This is a genomic window from Streptomyces sp. NPDC002232 (assembly GCF_042890295.1).
Lineage (GTDB): Bacteria > Actinomycetota > Actinomycetes > Streptomycetales > Streptomycetaceae > Streptomyces.
The window spans coordinates 694,250-710,920 of the sequence record NZ_JBIARV010000001.1 but is presented as its reverse complement, the minus strand read 5'-3'; the positions used below and the strand labels follow the sequence as shown (position 1 = coordinate 710,920).

19 protein-coding genes are annotated in these 16,671 nt (G+C 72.0%); 14 read left to right on the top strand and 5 right to left on the bottom strand.

What is annotated here, in order from left to right; genetic code table 11:
* The first annotated feature begins 2 nt into the window (after positions 1-2).
* The 5 genes from ACFYXU_RS03145 (at position 3) to ACFYXU_RS03125 (ending at position 3,212) form a co-directional block, all read left to right on the top strand.
* A complete protein-coding gene (locus ACFYXU_RS03145; RefSeq protein WP_329854101.1) occupies positions 3-890 on the top strand; it encodes a DUF5936 domain-containing protein in 888 nt (295 codons plus the stop codon).
* Positions 891-1,097: 207 nt separating this feature from the next.
* Positions 1,098-1,322 carry a Flp family type IVb pilin gene (locus tag ACFYXU_RS03140; RefSeq protein ID WP_361396046.1) on the top strand — a complete coding sequence of 75 codons (225 nt, stop codon included), beginning with the start codon at positions 1,098-1,100 and terminating at the stop codon, positions 1,320-1,322.
* Positions 1,323-1,360: 38 nt separating this feature from the next.
* Positions 1,361-1,969 (top strand): pilus assembly protein TadG-related protein, encoded by a 609-nt coding sequence (locus ACFYXU_RS03135; RefSeq protein ID WP_389456731.1) that lies wholly within the window; start codon positions 1,361-1,363, stop codon positions 1,967-1,969.
* A gap of 28 nt (positions 1,970-1,997) precedes the next feature.
* Positions 1,998-2,582, top strand: a complete 585-nt coding sequence (locus tag ACFYXU_RS03130) for a hypothetical protein (protein ID WP_389456322.1) — start codon at positions 1,998-2,000, stop codon at positions 2,580-2,582.
* A gap of 9 nt (positions 2,583-2,591) precedes the next feature.
* Entirely contained in the window at positions 2,592-3,212 is a 621-nt protein-coding gene (locus ACFYXU_RS03125; RefSeq protein ID WP_376513494.1) for an OmpA family protein, read from the top strand.
* Between the two features lie 20 nt (positions 3,213-3,232).
* Here ACFYXU_RS03125 and ACFYXU_RS03120 read toward each other — a convergent pair whose 3' ends face one another.
* Positions 3,233-4,153: a hypothetical protein gene (locus ACFYXU_RS03120; protein ID WP_389456320.1), complete on the bottom strand. Its 921-nt coding sequence runs from the start codon at positions 4,151-4,153 to the stop codon at positions 3,233-3,235.
* 122 nt (positions 4,154-4,275) lie between these two features.
* Here ACFYXU_RS03120 and ACFYXU_RS03115 point away from each other — a divergent pair, with 122 nt between their 5' ends.
* On the top strand, positions 4,276-4,650 hold the full coding sequence (locus ACFYXU_RS03115; protein ID WP_329854096.1) for a hypothetical protein: 375 nt from the start codon (positions 4,276-4,278) through the stop codon (positions 4,648-4,650).
* Positions 4,651-4,680: 30 nt separating this feature from the next.
* A complete protein-coding gene (locus ACFYXU_RS03110) occupies positions 4,681-5,799 on the top strand; it encodes a hypothetical protein (protein ID WP_389407369.1) in 1,119 nt (372 codons plus the stop codon).
* Here the strand turns inward: ACFYXU_RS03110 and ACFYXU_RS03105 are convergent.
* Complete coding sequence (locus ACFYXU_RS03105) at positions 5,771-6,142, bottom strand: DUF192 domain-containing protein (RefSeq protein WP_389407368.1); 372 nt, start codon at positions 6,140-6,142, stop codon at positions 5,771-5,773. The genes ACFYXU_RS03110 and ACFYXU_RS03105 overlap by 29 nt on opposite strands.
* A gap of 40 nt (positions 6,143-6,182) precedes the next feature.
* On the opposite strand from ACFYXU_RS03105, the gene ACFYXU_RS03100 reads away from it, so the two are divergent.
* A complete protein-coding gene (locus ACFYXU_RS03100) occupies positions 6,183-6,920 on the top strand; it encodes a prepilin peptidase (protein ID WP_376513487.1) in 738 nt (245 codons plus the stop codon).
* A gap of 454 nt (positions 6,921-7,374) precedes the next feature.
* Here the strand turns inward: ACFYXU_RS03100 and mgrA are convergent, their stop codons facing one another.
* Positions 7,375-8,412, bottom strand: coding sequence for an L-glyceraldehyde 3-phosphate reductase (gene mgrA, locus ACFYXU_RS03095; RefSeq protein WP_389456318.1), 1,038 nt, complete (start codon positions 8,410-8,412; stop codon positions 7,375-7,377).
* Positions 8,413-8,523: 111 nt separating this feature from the next.
* On the opposite strand from mgrA, the gene ACFYXU_RS03090 reads away from it, so the two are divergent.
* The 5 genes from ACFYXU_RS03090 to ACFYXU_RS03070 all read left to right on the top strand — a co-directional run bounded on the left by ACFYXU_RS03090 (position 8,524) and on the right by ACFYXU_RS03070 (position 14,224).
* Positions 8,524-9,285 carry an isoprenyl transferase gene (locus ACFYXU_RS03090; RefSeq protein ID WP_329854090.1) on the top strand — a complete coding sequence of 254 codons (762 nt, stop codon included), beginning with the start codon at positions 8,524-8,526 and terminating at the stop codon, positions 9,283-9,285.
* A gap of 307 nt (positions 9,286-9,592) precedes the next feature.
* Positions 9,593-10,918 (top strand): PhoH family protein, encoded by a 1,326-nt coding sequence (locus ACFYXU_RS03085; RefSeq protein WP_361396022.1) that lies wholly within the window; start codon positions 9,593-9,595, stop codon positions 10,916-10,918.
* A 378-nt stretch (positions 10,919-11,296) separates the two neighbouring features.
* Positions 11,297-12,016, top strand: coding sequence for a lytic transglycosylase domain-containing protein (locus ACFYXU_RS03080; protein WP_329854087.1), 720 nt, complete (start codon positions 11,297-11,299; stop codon positions 12,014-12,016).
* 106 nt (positions 12,017-12,122) lie between these two features.
* Positions 12,123-13,553 (top strand): AI-2E family transporter, encoded by a 1,431-nt coding sequence (locus tag ACFYXU_RS03075; RefSeq protein ID WP_389456316.1) that lies wholly within the window; start codon positions 12,123-12,125, stop codon positions 13,551-13,553.
* A complete protein-coding gene (locus ACFYXU_RS03070; RefSeq protein WP_389456314.1) occupies positions 13,550-14,224 on the top strand; it encodes a hypothetical protein in 675 nt (224 codons plus the stop codon). Before ACFYXU_RS03075 ends, ACFYXU_RS03070 begins: the two co-directional genes overlap by 4 nt.
* A gap of 127 nt (positions 14,225-14,351) precedes the next feature.
* On the opposite strand, the gene ACFYXU_RS03065 is transcribed toward ACFYXU_RS03070, so the two are convergent.
* Positions 14,352-14,885: an alkyl hydroperoxide reductase gene (locus ACFYXU_RS03065; RefSeq protein WP_361396014.1), complete on the bottom strand. Its 534-nt coding sequence runs from the start codon at positions 14,883-14,885 to the stop codon at positions 14,352-14,354.
* 12 nt (positions 14,886-14,897) lie between these two features.
* Positions 14,898-15,452, bottom strand: a complete 555-nt coding sequence (locus ACFYXU_RS03060; RefSeq protein WP_024758658.1) for a peroxiredoxin — start codon at positions 15,450-15,452, stop codon at positions 14,898-14,900.
* Between the two features lie 132 nt (positions 15,453-15,584).
* Here ACFYXU_RS03060 and ACFYXU_RS03055 point away from each other — a divergent pair, with 132 nt between their 5' ends.
* The gene (locus tag ACFYXU_RS03055; protein ID WP_376512667.1) at positions 15,585-16,559 is read left to right on the top strand and encodes a LysR substrate-binding domain-containing protein; all 975 of its coding nucleotides are present in this window, start codon (positions 15,585-15,587) and stop codon (positions 16,557-16,559) included.
* Positions 16,560-16,671: the final 112 nt, after the last annotated feature.

Sequence of the window (16,671 nt, the reverse complement as noted above, 5' to 3'; positions counted from 1 at the left end):
CCGTGGACCTCCTCCTGTCCCTCCTGGCAGGCCTCGCCGTCGCGGGCTTCGCGTACGGCCTGCGGCTCTACCGGGCCGACGCCAAGCTCCCCGACGACCTCAGACTCGCGCTGGAGGTCGGCGGCACCCGCACCGGAGCCGTCGACTCGGCGGTCGACCGGCTGGGGATGCGGTGGTCGCCGGCGGTGCTGCGCCTGATGGGCCCGAAGCGGGTGAACGCGGTCCGGCGCCGCATCGACCTGGCGGGCAACCCCGGCGGCCTGACGATCGACCGGTATGGGGCGAGGCGGGCGGTCTACGGCTTCCTGGGCGGGCTCGGCGGGCTGGTGATGCTGAGCAAGGGCTCGTACGTGACGGCGCTGCTGCTGCTGGCCTTCGGGGCGTTCTGGACGGAGGTCGGGATCTGGTCGGCGGTCCGCATCCGCAAGGACCAGATCGAACGCACCCTGCCGGACTTCCTGGACGTCCTGGCGGTGGTGGTCAGCGCGGGCCTGGGCTTCCGGCAGGCACTGGAACGGGTGGCCGAGAAGTACGAGGGCCCCTGGTCGGACGAACTCCGCATCACCCTGCGGCAGATGGACATGGGCGTGAGCCGCCGGAAGGCCTTCGACGAACTGCGCCGCCGCAACGACTCGGAGCAGGTGGCCCAGTTCGTGACGGCGCTCCAGCAGGGGGAGGAGCTGGGGGCGCCGATCGTGGACACGCTGATCCAGATCGCCAACGACATGCGGCGCACGGACGCGCAGAACGCCCGGCGCAAGGCCGCGAAGGCGGTGCCGAAGGCGACGATGGTGATCACGACGCTGATGGTCCCGGCGACGATGATCCTTCTGGGCGCGGGGCTGTTCCTGGGGACGGGGACGGACTTCGGGTCGGTGACGGGGGAGTGACCGACTGACGGGATGCGGTGACATATTCCGGGGAAAGGACTTCGCGGGCGCAACCCGATGTGCCACAGTGCGGACAGAGTGTGAGGGGGGTGGACGTGATGGACCGGACGCTTCATCGGACCCACCCGCCGACCGGGCCCTGCCCGCCGACCCGCCCGTCGGCGTACGGTGCCCCAGCGCAGGCGTTCGAACGCGGAGGGGACCACGATGAACGACGCGATGCTGAAGACCCTGACCAAGGCACGCATGCAGCTTGCCGCTTGGACGGACCGCCGCACGAGGGACCGGGGTCAGACGGCGGTGGAGTATCTGGGGATCATCGTGGTGGTGGTGGCGATCGTGATCGCGATCACCGGTACGGACATCGGCCAGTCGATCAAGAATGCGATCGCTCAGAAGATCAGCGAACTCACCGGCGGTGGCGGCGAGTAGGTCGACGCGACGACGCGGGGCAGGCGTTTCCCGTCTACATCGCAGTCATCGCTGGGCTTCTGTTTCTGGCCTTCGCCTACTTCTTGGTGGGGCAGGCGGCCTTGACGCGCAATGGCGCGCAGACCGCCGCGGACGCGGCGGCCCTCGCTGCGGCTCAGGACGCCCGGGATCAGCTGCGTGACGGGTGGCTCGCCGTGATTCTCGATCCGGACCAGTGGGACGGGTTCCTCAAGGGCAGGTCCTACTCCGAGGGCCAGGCGTGCGGACGGGCCGCGGAGTTCGCGTCCCGGAACGAGGCGCGGTTCTCGGGCGGCGGATGTGTGTCGCTCGCCACGGGTGAGCCCGGCTTCCGCGTGACGGTGATGACGACAGGCGGTGAGCCGCGGCAGGCCACGGCATCCGCCGAAGCCGTGATCGAGCCGCTTTGTAGTTACGCGGAACCGGAACCCTCTCCCGATCCGCCCACGTCTCCTCCGAGTTCGACATCGCCGACCCCGACGCCCAGCCCCGGCGGCGACGGCGACAAGCCGGACGAGGAGGGCCCCTTGGTCGGCCTCACGTGCGACGGCGAGCCGTGGGTGATCGAGCCTGACAGTCCGATCCTCCCCAGCGCCGCAGATCTCTTCAGAGTCCGACTGTCGGACTGACCCGCGACGAGCAAAGGAAGCACGCTTCATGAACGCGCGCTACGCAAAGAAGGTCCGCACAGGGGCGGTCGCCGTCGCGATCACATCCGTGGCGCTCTTCGCGGCCGGGTGCGGCGCTGACGAGAAGCCCAGTGACAACAAGCCGGCGTCGACGGGTGCGGCTTCTCAGCAGGGATCACCCACCGTCCAAGGCTCTCAAGAGGCCGAGGAGCCCACCGAGACCTTGGCGGTCCTCAAGGGGCAGAAGGGCTTGGAGCTCACCATCAACACAGCGGACCGCGATCGGGGCGGGTTCCTCACCATCAAGGGGCGGTTGAAGAATACGTCCGAGACGCCTGGGATCATTCCGGCCCAGATGAGCGGCGACGAGACCGAAGTCGTCAAGCACGGCAACTCCCTCGGTGGCGCGACCCTCGTCGACTCGGTCGGCAAGAAGCGGTACTACGTGCTCAGGGACACGGACGGGCGGCCGTTGACCACTTCCTCGCTCGACAGTCTCGGACCCGGCAAGTCCACTGCCGTCTTCCTCCAATTCCCCGCCCCCCCCGCCTCCACCACCGAAGTCTCCTTCCAGCTCCCCACCTTCGAACCCGCCACCCTCAAGCTCTCCTGAGGCGACGCCATGACGACGACCACTCACCGCCGCCTCGCCGCCCTCGCTCTCGTCTCCGTCGTGTTCTGGCCCGGCGCCGTGTCCGCCGCCTACGCCGACGATCCGCCCGGGTCCGCCGGGACCTCCTCGCCCGCTCCCGTCATCGACCCCGAGGCGCCCGGCCTCATGCTGCCCGACGGCGCCACCCTCGCCCCCGCCAAGGTCCTCGACATCAAGCAGATCGTCGAGGACGAGGGCGGGCAGGAGCGGCGGCAGGACACCAACGTCGACGTGACGTTCGCGCTCCAGGCCGAGGTGCTGTTCCCCAAGAACAGCGCCAAGCTGACCCCCGCCGCCACCTCCCGCATCGCCGCCATCGCCGCCGAGATCCAGAAGATGGGCTCCGGCCGGGTGCGGGTCTTCGGGTTCACCGACAACCTGGGGACGTACGAGCACGGCCTCAAGCTGTCGAAGGAGCGGGCCGTCGCCGTGCAGCAGGTCCTCGCCCGCGCGCTCGACCCCGGGACGACCTTCGACATCCGCGGCTACAGCGAGGACTACCCGATCGCCGACAACCGCACCGAGGAGGGACGGAAGAAGAACCGGCGCGTCGAGATCTCCTTCCCCCGGACCTCCGCACCCCCCGCCTGACCGACGCGACCCCGCACCCCCTAAAGGCCCAGCACCGCCCGGATCGTCGCCGTCATGCGGTCCGGGTGGTGGAACACCTCCCGTGCCGTGAAGCGCAGCACCCGGCGGACCTCCGGGCAGGACTGGAGCGCGTTGAAGCGGGCGACGTCCCGTTCGTGGGCGCGGCGGGTGCCGTGGAAGGCGTAGCCCTCGACCTCGACCGCCAGGCCCGCCCTCCGGAAGAGGAAGTCCGGGCGCAGCGGCCGGCCCTCCGCCGTGCGGAGCGTCGGCTGGCACTCCGGGGCCAGACCCGCGTCCCCCATCCTCAGCCGGGCCACCGTCTCCGCCGGGGAGCCCGAAGCCGGTTCGGCGAGCCGCAGCCAGGCGCGGGCCCGGGCCGCACCCCGGCGGGGCGCGGCGAGCTCCGCGGCGAGCTCCTCGCGCCGGACGAGGGCCTCCCGGCGCACGCCCCCGACCACCCGGCGCGCCAGGGCCGAGTCCGCGACGACGACCGCCTCCTCCCGGGTCGCGGAGGCCCGTATCAGGTCGCCGACGGTACGGGCCGGGGTCGTGGTGCGCAGGCCCCGTCTGAGCGACCGGTCCCCGTCCGTGAGGAACCTGGTGGTGCGGATCCGCAGGCCCCGGCCGCGTGCCGACCCGGCCGCGGGCGGCCCCGTGAAGTCGAGCCGGTCCTCCGCCGCCTCGCCGCCCAGTACCTCGATGCGGTGCAGCCGCGCCGCCGTCCCGTGGCTGCACACCAGCTCCGGGCGCAGGAACTGGAGGGCCGTCGCCCTCAGCCGCCAGTCCACCTCCCGCCCCGGGGCCGCCCAGGCTCCCCGGCAGATCCGCTGCCAGCCGTCCCGGCGCAGCCGACCGGCCAGCCGGCCCGGCGGCCAGCCCGCCGCGACCGCCCAGACCGTCAGGAGGACCCCGCCCCTGGCGAGGATCGCCAACTCGTACATACGCCCAACGATCCACGGAAGAGGGACACTTCGCACCCCCTGTGGAAAACCAGCCGAAAGACGTCGCCAGGAAAGCGTAAATCCGGCGGGACGCACGCTCCGGACGGGAGCATTCTGGACCGATGACGGCGAGCCCGAACCTCACTTCCAGCGTCCAGTTGGTCAGTGATCTCGTCACCCGCATCCCCGAGTTCCGGGGCGTGTACGAGACCCATGTCTTCCATCAGGGCGGCGTCCTGCCGCACGTCTTCTTCTGGGACGTCGTCCAGGACACCGTCCGGTCCTTCCTCGGCGAGGCGCCCGGCGTGCCCGACTGGCGCAGCACCCTCGCCTTCCTGGAGGAGCAGAGCGCCCGGGGCGTCCTCGGCATCGACGAGGTCATCGTCACCTCCTTCCTGGGCGACCTGCCCTCGCCGCAGGAGCCCGGGCACGCGATCGTGGAGCAGCTCGGTCCCGTGATGGCCGCGAAGTTCGTCCGCATAAGGCCCCTCGGCTGAGGCGGCGGGCGCCCCGGGATAATCGGGGGCATGTCCCCGCCCCTTCCCCCGTCCGCCCGCCGGCCCGACCGCGCGCTCCTCGCCGCCCTCGGCGGCTACGCCGCCACCCGCGTCATCGGCCTCGTCGTCCTCGCCGTCGCCGCCGCCGCGACCGGCGAGGACGGCCTGCACCGGCTCAAGGGGCGCTGGGACTCCGTCTGGTACGTCCGCGTCGCCGAGCACGGGTACGGGTACCAGGTCACCCTGCCGAACGGCGACGTCCACTCCGACCTCGCCTTCTTCCCGCTCCTCCCGGCCCTGGAGCGCGGCCTCTCGGCGGTCCTCCCCGTCGACGCCGCCACCGCCGGGCTCCTCGTCTCCTGGACCGCGGGGCTGGCGGCCGCGTGGGGGATCCACCGCTGCGGCAGCCATGTCGCGGGGCCACGCGCGGGCGTGCTCCTCGCCGTCCTGTGGGGCGTGTACCCGACGGCGTTCGTCCAGTCGATGGCGTACACCGAGACGCTGTTCACCGCGCTCGCCGCCTGGTCGCTGTACGCGGTGCTGCGCGGGCGCTGGATCCTGGCCGGCGCCCTGTGCGCGGCCGCCGGGCTGACCCGGCCGACGGCCGCCGCGCTGATCGCCGCCCTCGGCGTCACCGCCCTCGTCGCCCTCGTACGGGACCGTCGGCTGCCCGCGCGGACGGTGGCCGGGGTGCTGATCGCCCCGCTGGGCTGGCTCGCGTACATCGCCTACGTCGGGGTACGCGAGGGCGCCCCGACCGCGTACTTCCAGGTCCAGGCGGCCTGGGGCAACTCCATCGACGGCGGCGTCGCCCTGGCGCGGTTCATCGCGGGCCTGCCGTGGCCCGCCGCCCTCGGCCTGTGCGCGGCGCTCGCGCTGCTCGGCGGGCTGGTCGCGCTGTGCGTGCGGCAGCGCCAGCCGCTGCCGCTGCTCGTGTACACGGTCGGGGTGGTGTTCGTGTCGCTCGTGGGCGCCGCGTACTTCGGCTCCCGGCCGCGTCTGATGATGCCCGCGTTCGGGCTGCTGCTCCCGCCGGCCGTGGCCCTCGCGCGCGTGCGGACCCGTACGGCCGTGCCGGTCCTCGCCGGTCTGGCCCTCGCCTCCGCCGCGTACGGGGCGTTCACCCTGCTCGGTCCGGGGCCCCCGTGAGGTCCACGCGCACGCGTACGCCCGGCTCCAGGCCCCACGCCGCCATGGCGCCCGCCTCCGCCTCCAGGACGTGCCGGCCGCGCGGCCGGATCATGCCGAGCCGTCCCGGGCGCATCGTGACCACGGACCGGACGGTGAACGAGCCGTCCAGGTGGGCCACGTCGATCGGGAACCGCATGCCGAAGGTGTGGACGCTGTTCGTGCGGACGATCAGCAGCGCCCCGGTGATCCCGTCCCGGCCGAGGAGCCCCCTGCGCCGGGCCCGGTAGGAGGCCGCCACCTCCAGCGGGACCTCCCGCGCGGCCACCGTCAACGTCCCCGGGCCGTCCGTCCATTTCCCCATGCGGCAGACCGTAGCGGCACGGAAGCCTAAGGTCTCGTCCGTGTACGTCACGCTGATCGCCGCCGCCGCCCTGTGGGGGGCCGCCGTCGGGCTGCTCGTGCCCCGGGCCGCGTACCGGTTCTCGGTCGAGCCGGAGGAGCCGTGGCGGGACCGGTGCCCCGCCGGGCACGTCCTCGACGGGCCCGCGCGGGGCTGGCTCGGCGGCCCCGGGCGGCAGGACTGCGCGACCACCGCGAGCCCCCTCGTCGCGCCCGTGCTCACCGCCCTGGCCTGCGCCGCGCTCGCCACCGCCACCGGTGGCCCCCGGCCCGAGCTCGCGGTCTGGCTGCTCGGCGCGCCCTTCGCCGTGCTGCTCGCCACGGTCGACGCGCGCGTGCACCGGCTTCCCGACGGTCTGACCCTGCCGCTGGCCGCCGCCGTCCCGCTGCTCCTCGGCGTCGCCGAGCTCCTCCCGTACCGCGCCGGATCCTGGTCCCACGCGCTGCTCGGCGGGCTCGTCCTCGGCGGCGCGTACCTGGTGCTCCACGCGATCAGCCCGAGCCAGCTCGGTCTCGGCGACGTGAAGCTGGCCGTCCCGCTGGGCGCCGCGCTCGGCTGGTACGGCTGGGGCGTGCTCTTCGCCGGGGCCTTCGCGGGCTTCCTCCTCGGCGCGGTCTACGGACTGGGGCTCGTCCTGCTGCGCCGGGCCGACCGCTCCTCGGCGATCCCCTTCGGCCCCTTCATGCTCGGCGGCCTCCTGCTCGGCCTCCTCCTCGGCGCGTTCACCGCCCCGGCCTGAGGGCCCGCCCGACCCTCCGGAGCGGCAGCGGACCGAGTCGGCGCCCGCGACGCGCACGTACGGTGACGAGACCCTGGCGCGGCGGTACGGGATCGCGCTGCCGCGCCGCCGCTCCGGCGGGCCCACCTGCCGGGGAGCCGGTCCGCGCGGGCCCACGCGTCAACGCCGCGCCCCGGCCGGACGGTCCCCCGTGGGAGGGACGGAACCCCGCCGCCACGCCGGGGCGCAAACCCGCCACGGGGCCTCGGATCCCTTGTGCCGCTTGGGATCCGCCGCGTTCGGCGCGGTTCGTTCGGCGCGCGTGGCGCGCGGGACGACTAACGAAGGGTTATGGTGGAAACCCCCCCTCGGGCCGGTCCGTATCCCCCCCACGGACCGGCCCGTTTTTTCTTCTCCGGAGCCCGGCCGGGTTCTCGAGAGCCCCGCGGGTTCTCCGGAGCCTCGCGGGGGACCGTCAGCCCCGGCCGGCCCAGATGTTCGTGCCGGCGGTGTCCACCGCGAACGAGTCGATCTCCTTGAGCTCCTCGTCCGTGAGCGGCGCGCCCGCGAGCGCGGCCACGTTCTCCTCCAGCTGGGCGACGCTGGACGCGCCGATCAGCGCCGAGGTCATCCGCTCGTCCCGCAGCACCCACGACAGCGCCAGCTGGGCGAGGGACTGCCCGCGCCGCTCGGCGATGTCCGCGAGACCGCGCAGACGCCGCAGCACCTCGTCGGAGAGCAGGTTCGGGTCCAGGGACTTGCCCTGGGTGGCCCGCGAGCCCTCCGGGATGCCCTTCAGGTACTTGTTGGTGAGCAGCCCCTGCGCGAGCGGGACGAAGGAGATGCAGCCCATGCCGGCCGCCTCCAGGGTGTCCAGGAGGGCGTCCTCCTCGGTCCACCGGTTGATCATGGAGTACGAGGGCTGGTGGATGAGCGGACGGACGCCCATCTCCGTGAGGATCCGCGCGGCCTCGGCGGTCTGCTCGCTGTTGTACGAGGAGACGCCGACGTACAGCGCCTTGCCCTGCTGGACGGCGGAGGCCAGGGCCCCCATCGTCTCCTCCAGCGGGGTGTGCGGGTCGAAGCGGTGCGAGTAGAAGATGTCGACGTGGTCGAGGCCCATCCGGTTCAGGGAGGCGTCGAGCGAGGACAGCAGGTACTTGCGGGAGCCCCATTCGCCGTACGGGCCGGGGTACATCTCGTAACCGGCCTTGGTCGAGATGATCAGCTCGTCGCGGTAGGGCGCGAAGTCCTGGGCGAAGAGCTTGCCGAAGTTCAGCTCGGCGGAGCCGGGCGGCGGCCCGTAGTTGTTCGCCAGGTCGAAGTGGGTGACGCCGAGGTCGAAGGCGCGGCGCAGGATCGCGCGCTGGGTGCCGAGGGCCTTGTCGTCGCCGAAGTTGTGCCAGAGGCCGAGCGAGACGGCCGGGAGCTTGAGGCCGCTGCGGCCGCTGCGGCGGTACTCCATGGCGTCGTAGCGGTCCGCGGAGGCGCGGTACAGGGGGGAATCAGTCACGTATCTCTGCTTATCACGGACTTGTGACAGTCCCGGGCTGGGAGCCCGTCGCCCGCGCGCAGTAGTGTGGGCGGCTTCGGGGGCCGACACTGCATGGAGGGGCAAAGAACAGTGAACCTGCGCGACCTGGTGTACGGGCTCTACGCACGCCGGGTGGAAGGCCGCCTCGACCACACCCAGGTGCCCAAGCACATCGGGGTCATCCTGGACGGCAACCGCCGCTGGGCCAAGGCGTCCGGCGGGACCCCCGAGCAGGGACACAAGGCCGGCGCGGACAAGATCCAGGAGCTGCTCGGCTGGTGCGCCGAGACGGACGTCGAGGTCGTCACCCTCTGGATGCTCTCCACGGACAACCTGAACCGCCCCGAGGAGCAGCTCGTCCCGCTGCTCGGCATCATCGAGAACGCGGTGCGTTCGCTGGCCGCCGACGGCCGCTGGCGGGTCCACCACGTCGGCACGATGGACCTGCTGCCCGCCCGCACCCAGACGGTGCTGAAGGAGGCCGAGCAGGCCACCCACGGCAACGCGGGAATACTCGTGAACGTCGCGGTCGGCTACGGCGGCCGGCAGGAGATCGCGGACGCGGTCCGCTCGCTGCTCCTGGAGCACGCGGAGCGCGGGACCAGCTTCGAGGAGCTCGCCGAGATCGTCGACGTCGAGCACATCTCGGAGCACCTCTACACGCGCGGCCAGCCCGACCCGGACCTGGTGATCCGGACCAGCGGCGAGCAGCGGCTGTCCGGGTTCATGCTGTGGCAGAGCGCCCACTCGGAGTACTACTTCTGCGAGGTCCACTGGCCGGCCTTCCGGAAGGTCGACTTCCTGCGGGCGCTGCGCGACTACGCGGCCCGGCACCGGCGCTACGGCTCCTGACCGTCCGCGGACACCCCTCCGGACATTCCCGGTCGGAACCGATCACCTCATGTTCATGAACACGTCGTCATATGCCATGGCATGGCTGTGGCTGTTCGAGGGCATATCCCTGGTGAAGTGAGCGGCACGGAGACCGCCACCCGGGAGGCCCCTTGCACCAGGACGACCGTGCGGGACACGTACGGGAGAAGCGGAGGGCCGTGGTTCGGCCCGCGCATCGCGGCCTGAGCCCGGTCCCATTCCGCAGCGACACCGGTTCCGTCGCACCCCGACCTCACAGGGGTCTTCCGAGGGGGTCTGTCCTTCCGTGGTGACCAGCACGAAGCGCCGCCTTTCCGACCGGCGCACCTATGTTCTCGACACCAGCGTCCTGCTGGCCGACCCCAACGCCGTCGCGCGCTTCGAGGAGCACGAGGTGGTGCTCCCGATCGTCGTCGTGACGGAGCTGGAGGCCAAGCGGCACCATCCCGAGCTCGGCTACTTCGCCCGGCAGGCCCTGCGCCTGCTCGACGACTTCCGGGTCCGGTACGGACGCCTCGACGCCCCCCTCCCCGTCGGGGAGCTGGGCGGCACCCTGCGTGTCGAACTCAACCATTCCGACCCCGGCATCCTGCCCGCCGGCTACAGGTTGGGGGACAACGACTCACGGATCCTCGCGGTCGCGCGCAACCTCCAGGCCGAGGGGTACGACGTCACGGTCGTCTCCAAGGACCTGCCGCTGCGCATCAAGGCCTCCTCGGTGGGGCTGCTCGCCGAGGAGTACCGCGCCGAGCTCGCCATCACGGACGCCAACGGCTGGACCGGGATGTCCGAGCTGGCGCTCTCCGGCGAGCAGGTGGACCTGCTCTTCGAGCAGAACACGCTGTACGTCCCCGAGGCCGCCGAGCTCCCGGTCCACACGGGCCTGGTGCTCCAGTCCGAGCGCGGCAAGGCGCTCGGCCGCGTCACGCCCGACGGGAACGTGCGCCTGGTCAGGGGCGACCGGGAGGCCTTCGGGCTGCACGGCCGCAGCGCCGAGCAGCGGATCGCGCTGGACCTGCTCCTCGACCCGGACGTCGGCATCATCTCCATGGGCGGCCGGGCCGGCACCGGCAAGTCCGCGCTCGCGCTGTGCGCGGGCCTGGAGGCGGTCCTGGAGCGCCGACAGCACCAGAAGGTGATGGTCTTCCGCCCGCTGTACGCGGTCGGCGGCCAGGAGCTCGGCTACCTGCCGGGCAGCGAGTCCGAGAAGATGAGCCCGTGGGCCCAGGCCGTCTTCGACACGCTGTCCTCGGTCGCGAGCCGCGAGGTCATCGAGGAGGTGCTCGGGCGCGGGATGCTGGAGGTCCTGCCGCTCACCCACATCCGCGGCCGCTCGCTCCACGACGCCTTCGTCATCGTGGACGAGGCCCAGTCCCTGGAGCGGAACGTCCTCCTGACCGTTCTGTCCCGGATCGGGGCGAATTCGCGGGTGGTCCTGACCCATGACGTCGCCCAGCGCGACAACCTCCGGGTCGGCCGGTACGACGGAGTCGTCGCCGTGGTCGAGAAGCTGAAGGGGCATCCGCTCTTCGCCCACGTCACGCTCACCCGTTCCGAGCGCTCGCCGATCGCCGCGCTCGTGACGGAGATGCTGGAGGACGGCCAGATCTGACCGATTCGTACCCGTCCGTACGGGTAGGGAAGTTGGCGCCGCCCGGCAAAGCGCAGGAGCTTAGCCGGGCGGCGCCCTGCTGTCCCACGGATCCGTCAAAACACCTGCGTCCAAAGAGGTGTGAGCTTTCACACGCAACACGGAATTGCCTTGCGGCATCGCCGTCCGGCAGAGTCTTGCTTCCGTCAGGCCCCGCATACGGCACACGTGCACCCTCAGGGGTGCGCACAGCACCGCACAACTCCACAGCCGTCGACCGTATGCCGCCCACAGCACCACGGGCCCGTGTCTTCTGTGACCCCGTACGTCGGAGACCAGTGCCAGGGGCAAGATTTCGCTCGCGTGGTCACCTGTGCGGGCGTGCTGGAAGGAAACCGTGTGAGCCGGATCTCGGTCCGGGGATTCGCGGTGGCTTCGGCCACTGCGGTCACCACCGTCGGCGCTGTCGTGGGTGTTGCCTCGGGCAACGCCGCCCAGGCCTCGGACGACAACTTCGAAGCCACCGCGGCCGACACCACGCTGCTCGCGGACATTCCCGCGGGCGAGCAGGCCCAGGTACAGGTCTCGTCCCTCTCGGAGCAGGCCGACGTCCAGGCCGCCGCCGCCGACTCGGCGGCGAAGAAGTCCGCCGAGGAGACGGCCCGCCTCCGTGCCGCCAAGGACGCCGAGGCGAAGAAGGAGGCGGCCGACAAGGCCGCCGCCGAGGAGAAGGCCGCGAAGGCCGAGAAGGAGCGCAAGGAGGCCGAGGAGCGCGCGAGCCGCTCGGCCGCCCGCGACGCGACGTCCTTCGCCGCGCAGGGCTCCTACAGCGTCTCCGAGATCAAGTCGATGGCCCGGCAGATGATGGCCTCCGACCAGTTCCAGTGCTTCAGCAACATCGTGGACCACGAGTCCGGCTGGAACTACCGCGCCTCCAACCCGTCTTCGGGCGCCTACGGCCTGGTCCAGGCCCTCCCGGGCTCCAAGATGGCCTCGGCCGGCGCGGACTGGCAGACGAACCCGGCCACCCAGATCAAGTGGGGCCTCAGCTACATGGACGGCCGCTACGGCAGCCCGTGCGGCGCCTGGTCGTTCTGGCAGGCCAACCGCTGGTACTAGTACCGCGCTCAACCTCCGGGAGCCCCTCACCGTCCTACGGTGGGGGGCTCTTGCGTGTAGGTTCGCGACGAGGAATGAGCAGGGGAGCGGGGGGAAGAGGGAAAAGATGTCCAGAGTGCCAGGGTGGTTGGGACGGCTGGGCGCGAGCCTGAGCCGCGTGGGTCAGCGCCTCGACGAGCGTCGGGCGGAGGCCGAGCGGGAGGACCCGCTCGGTCCGCCGTACAGCCGAGACCTTCCGTACGAGTCCATGCCCGCGTCCGCCCACGCGCGGGCCGACACCGATCCCGACACCGCCGCGCCGCTGCCCGACGCCGCCGGGGCGGACGGCGCCCCCGGCGAGCCGGGCCAGGTGCCCGCGCCCCCGTCGTACGCGCCGGCGGTCGCCGCCCGTCCCGACCCCGTCGCCGCCATCCCCTGGGGCATGCGCGTGGCGGCCGAGGCGAGCTGGCGGCTCCTCGTCCTCGCCGGCACGGTCTGGGTCCTGATGAAGGTCATCAGCTCCGTGCAGCTGGTCGTCCTCGCCTTCGTCGCCGCGCTCCTCGTCACCGCCCTGCTCCAGCCCACCGTGGCCATGCTGCGCCGCAAGGGCCTGCCCCGCGGGCTCGCCACCGCCGTCACCGCCGTCTCCGGCTTCGTCATCATGGGGCTGGTCGGCTGGTTCGTGGTCTGGCAGGTCATGGACAACATCGACAACCTGTCCGACCAGGTCAAGAACGGCATCGAAGAGCTCAAGCGAGGGCTCCTCAACAGCCCCTTCCACGTGACCGAGCAGCAGATCAACGGCATCGCGAAGAACCTCAGCGACTCCGTCGGCGCCAACGCCGAACAGATCACCCAGGTCGGACTCCAGGGCGTCACCGTCGTCGTCGAGGCGATGACGGGCATCCTGCTCGCCATGTTCTCGACGCTCTTCCTGCTCTACGACGGGAAGAAGGTCTGGGAGTGGACGCTCAAGCTGGTGCCCGCCCAGGCCCGGCCCGGAGTCGCCGGCGCCGGCCCGCGCGCCTGGCGCACCCTCACCGCCTATGTGCGCGGCACGGTTCTCGTCGCCCTCATCGACGCCGTCTTCATCGGCCTCGGGCTCTGGTTCCTCGACGTGCCGATGGCGGTGCCGCTGGCCGTCTTCATCTTCCTCTTCGCCTTCATCCCGCTGGTCGGCGCGGTGATCTCCGGCGCCCTCGCCGTCGTCGTCGCCCTCGTGACCAACGGCCTGTTCACCGCGCTGATGGTGCTCGTCGTGGTCCTCGCCGTGCAGCAGATCGAGGGCCACGTCCTCCAGCCCTTCATCCTCGGCCGGGCGGTCCGCGTCCACCCGCTCGCCGTCGTCCTCGCGGTCGCGGCCGGCGGCCTGACCGCGGGAATCGGCGGCGCCGTCGTCGCCGTCCCGCTGGTCGCCGTCGCCAACACGGCGGTCGGCTACCTGCGCGCCTACAGCACCGAACAGGCCCTCCGCAGCAGCCCGGAGCCCCACGGGGCGACCGCCTTCGCCGTGGCGCCGGTCCCGGCTCCGGGCGGCGCCGACGGGCCGAAGGCGTGATATCCGAGCCGGAACTCGTGGGCGGCGAGGCGTTCGACGCCTCCGAGGTGCTCAGCGACGCCCCGCCGCCGCGCCCGCCCCGGGCCCGCCGCCCCTGGGTCTGGGCGCTCGGCGGCGCGGTCCTCGCCTCGGCGGTGTGGGGCGGCGGGCTCTACGCGTACGGGCAGCGGAAGGACCCGGGCCCGGACCTCGGCGGATACCCGACGGGGGTGAAGCTCTGCGAGAAGGCCGGGCTGAAGGCGCTCGGCGGGATCCTGGGCAAGCGCTCCGAGGACGGCGTCGGGCCCGAGATGGACGATCCCACCGTGTACGAGACGTCCTGCTCGATGGCGTTCGGCGACCCGGACGCCGGGTACAGCGCCCAGCTCTCGTACACCCTGCACAAGGTGACCGACCCCGGGCCCGAGTTCCCGGCGCGGGCGAAGTACTACGACCTCGCGACGCCGATCGGCGGGCTCGGGGAGCAGGCTTTCTTCAGCGACCGGGGCGGCGACGGCGGGGAGATCCGGGTCCTCGACGGCCAGGCCGAGTTCGAGCTCCAGATCTACCGGCAGTACAGCACCGACGAGCAGGGGAAGCCGCTCGGCGAGGGGAAGGCCGTCGACCTCTCCGGGATCGACGTCCCCATGACGCAGGACCTGCTGGCCCTCATGGAGGCGCTCCGGAAGTGACGGAAGGGCCTCCTCATGGAGGCGCTCCGGAAGGGACGGAAGGGCCTCCTCATGGAAGCGCTCCGGAACGGACGGAAGGGCCCCGGGGCGCGACGCCCCGGGGCCCTTCTCGTACGGTCGCGCCCGACTACTCGGCGAGGACCGCTTCCGCGTCGAGGGTGACGCCCACCGCCTGGATCACCGCGGCGATCTTGACGGCCTCCTGGATCGTGGCGCGGTCGACACCGGCCTGGCGCAGGACCTGCTCGTGCGAGTCCAGGCACTGGCCGCAGCCGTTGATCGCGGAGACGGCCAGCGACCACAGCTCGAAGTCGACCTTCTCGACGCCCGGGTTGCCGATGACGTTCATCCGCAGACCGGCGCGCAGCGTCCCGTACTCGGGGTCCGACAGCAGGTGCCGGGTCCGGTAGAAGACGTTGTTCATCGCCATGATCGCGGCGGCGGACTTGGCGGCCTGGTACGCCTCGGGCTTCAGGTTCGCCTGGGCCTCGGGCTCCAGCTCGCGGAGCACCTTCGGCGAGCGCGAGGCGATCGCGCAGGCGAGGACGGTGCCCCACAGCTGCTGCTGCGGGAGGTCACTGTTGCCGATGACCGAACCGAGGTTCAGCTTCAGGTCCTTGGCGAAGTCCGGTATGGCGGACTTCAGTTCGTCGAGAGCCATGTCGGATCGCCCTTACTCGCCGGAGAGGAGGGCGGCCGCGTCGAGGGTGCCCTCGCCCTTGTTCCAGTTGCAGGGGCACAGCTCGTCGGTCTGGAGGGCGTCGAGGACCCGCAGGACCTCCTTGGGGTTACGGCCGACGGAGCCGGCGGTCACCATCGTGAACTGGATCTCGTTGTTCGGGTCGACGATGAAGACGGCGCGCTGGGCGAAGCCGTCCTCGCCGCGGACGCCGCAGTCGCTCATGAGCTCGTGCTTCGAGTCGGCCAGCATCGGGAAGGGCAGGTCACGCAGGTCGGCGTGGTCCTTGCGCCAGGCGTGGTGGACGAACTCCGAGTCGCCGGAGACGCCGAGGATCTGGGCGTCACGGTCGGCGAACTCGTCGTTCAGCTTGCCGAACGCCGCGATCTCGGTCGGGCAGACGAAGGTGAAGTCCTTCGGCCAGAAGAACACCACGCGCCACTTGCCCTCGTAGGCCTTGTGGTCGATCTGCTCGAACTCCTTGCCGCTCTCCAGCGACACGCAGGCGGTCAGGTCGTAGGTGGGGAACTTGTCACCGACAGTGAGCACGCGCTCTCCTCGCAGACGGGAAGGGTCCCTTTTGGGGTCTTCCGTGGGGGTTGGACGGCTCACAGCATGGCACGGAGTGCATTGATCAGTGAAATAGCTAGAGTGGGTCGTGTTGATCGAAGGTGGTTATCAGTGGCATCCCCGTACAGCACCCCGCACACCCCGCACCGCGGCAAGCAGCCCAGCCTCTCCCAGCTCAGGGCCTTCGTGGCGGTCGCTGAGCATCTGCACTTCCGCGACGCGGCGGCCGCCATCGGCATGAGCCAGCCCGCTCTTTCGGGCGCGGTTTCGACGCTCGAAGAGGCACTCGGTGTCCAGCTCCTCGAGCGTACGACGCGGAAGGTACTGCTCTCGCCCGCGGGGGAGCGGCTCGCGGCCCGCGCCCGCACCGTCCTCGACGCGGTGGCGGAGCTCATGGAGGAGGCGGAGGCCGTCCAGGCGCCCTTCACCGGCGTCCTGCGGCTCGGCGTGATCCCCACCGTGGCGCCCTATCTGCTGCCCACCGTCCTGCGGCTGGTCCACCGGCGTTACCCCGAGCTCGACCTCCAGGTCCACGAGGAGCAGACCTCCTCGCTCCTGGAGGGGCTCACCGCCGGGCGGCTCGACCTGCTGCTGCTCGCCGTGCCGCTGGGCGTGCCCGGGGTCACCGAACTTCCGCTCTTCGACGAGGACTTCGTCCTGGTCACCCCGGAGGGCCACCAGCTGGCCGGACGGGACGCCATCCCGCGCGAGGCGCTCAAGGAGCTGCGCCTGCTGCTCCTCGACGAGGGGCACTGCCTGCGCGACCAGGCCCTCGACATCTGCCGGGAGGCCGGGCGGACCGACGGCGCCGAGGTCACCACCACCGCCGCCGGGCTCGCCACCCTGGTCCAGCTGGTCGCCGGCGGGCTCGGGGTGACCCTGCTGCCGCGCACCGCCGTGACCGTGGAGACCGCCCGCAACACGGCCCTGTGGACCGGGCGGTTCGCCGAACCGGCCCCCTCGCGGCGGATCGCCCTCGCGATGCGCACCGGCGCGGCCCGGCACGCCGAGTTCGAGGAGCTCGCGGAGGCGCTGCGCGGCGCGATGCGGGGGCTCCCGGTCCGGGTGCTGGGCGCGCGGGCCTGACCCGAGCGTGTCGTCCCGTACGGGTGAGGGGCGTGGGGGGGGGGGGGCCCCCCCCCCCCCCCGGCCCCCCCCCCCCCGGGGCCGCCCCCCCACGGGGGATCACCGCGGCCCC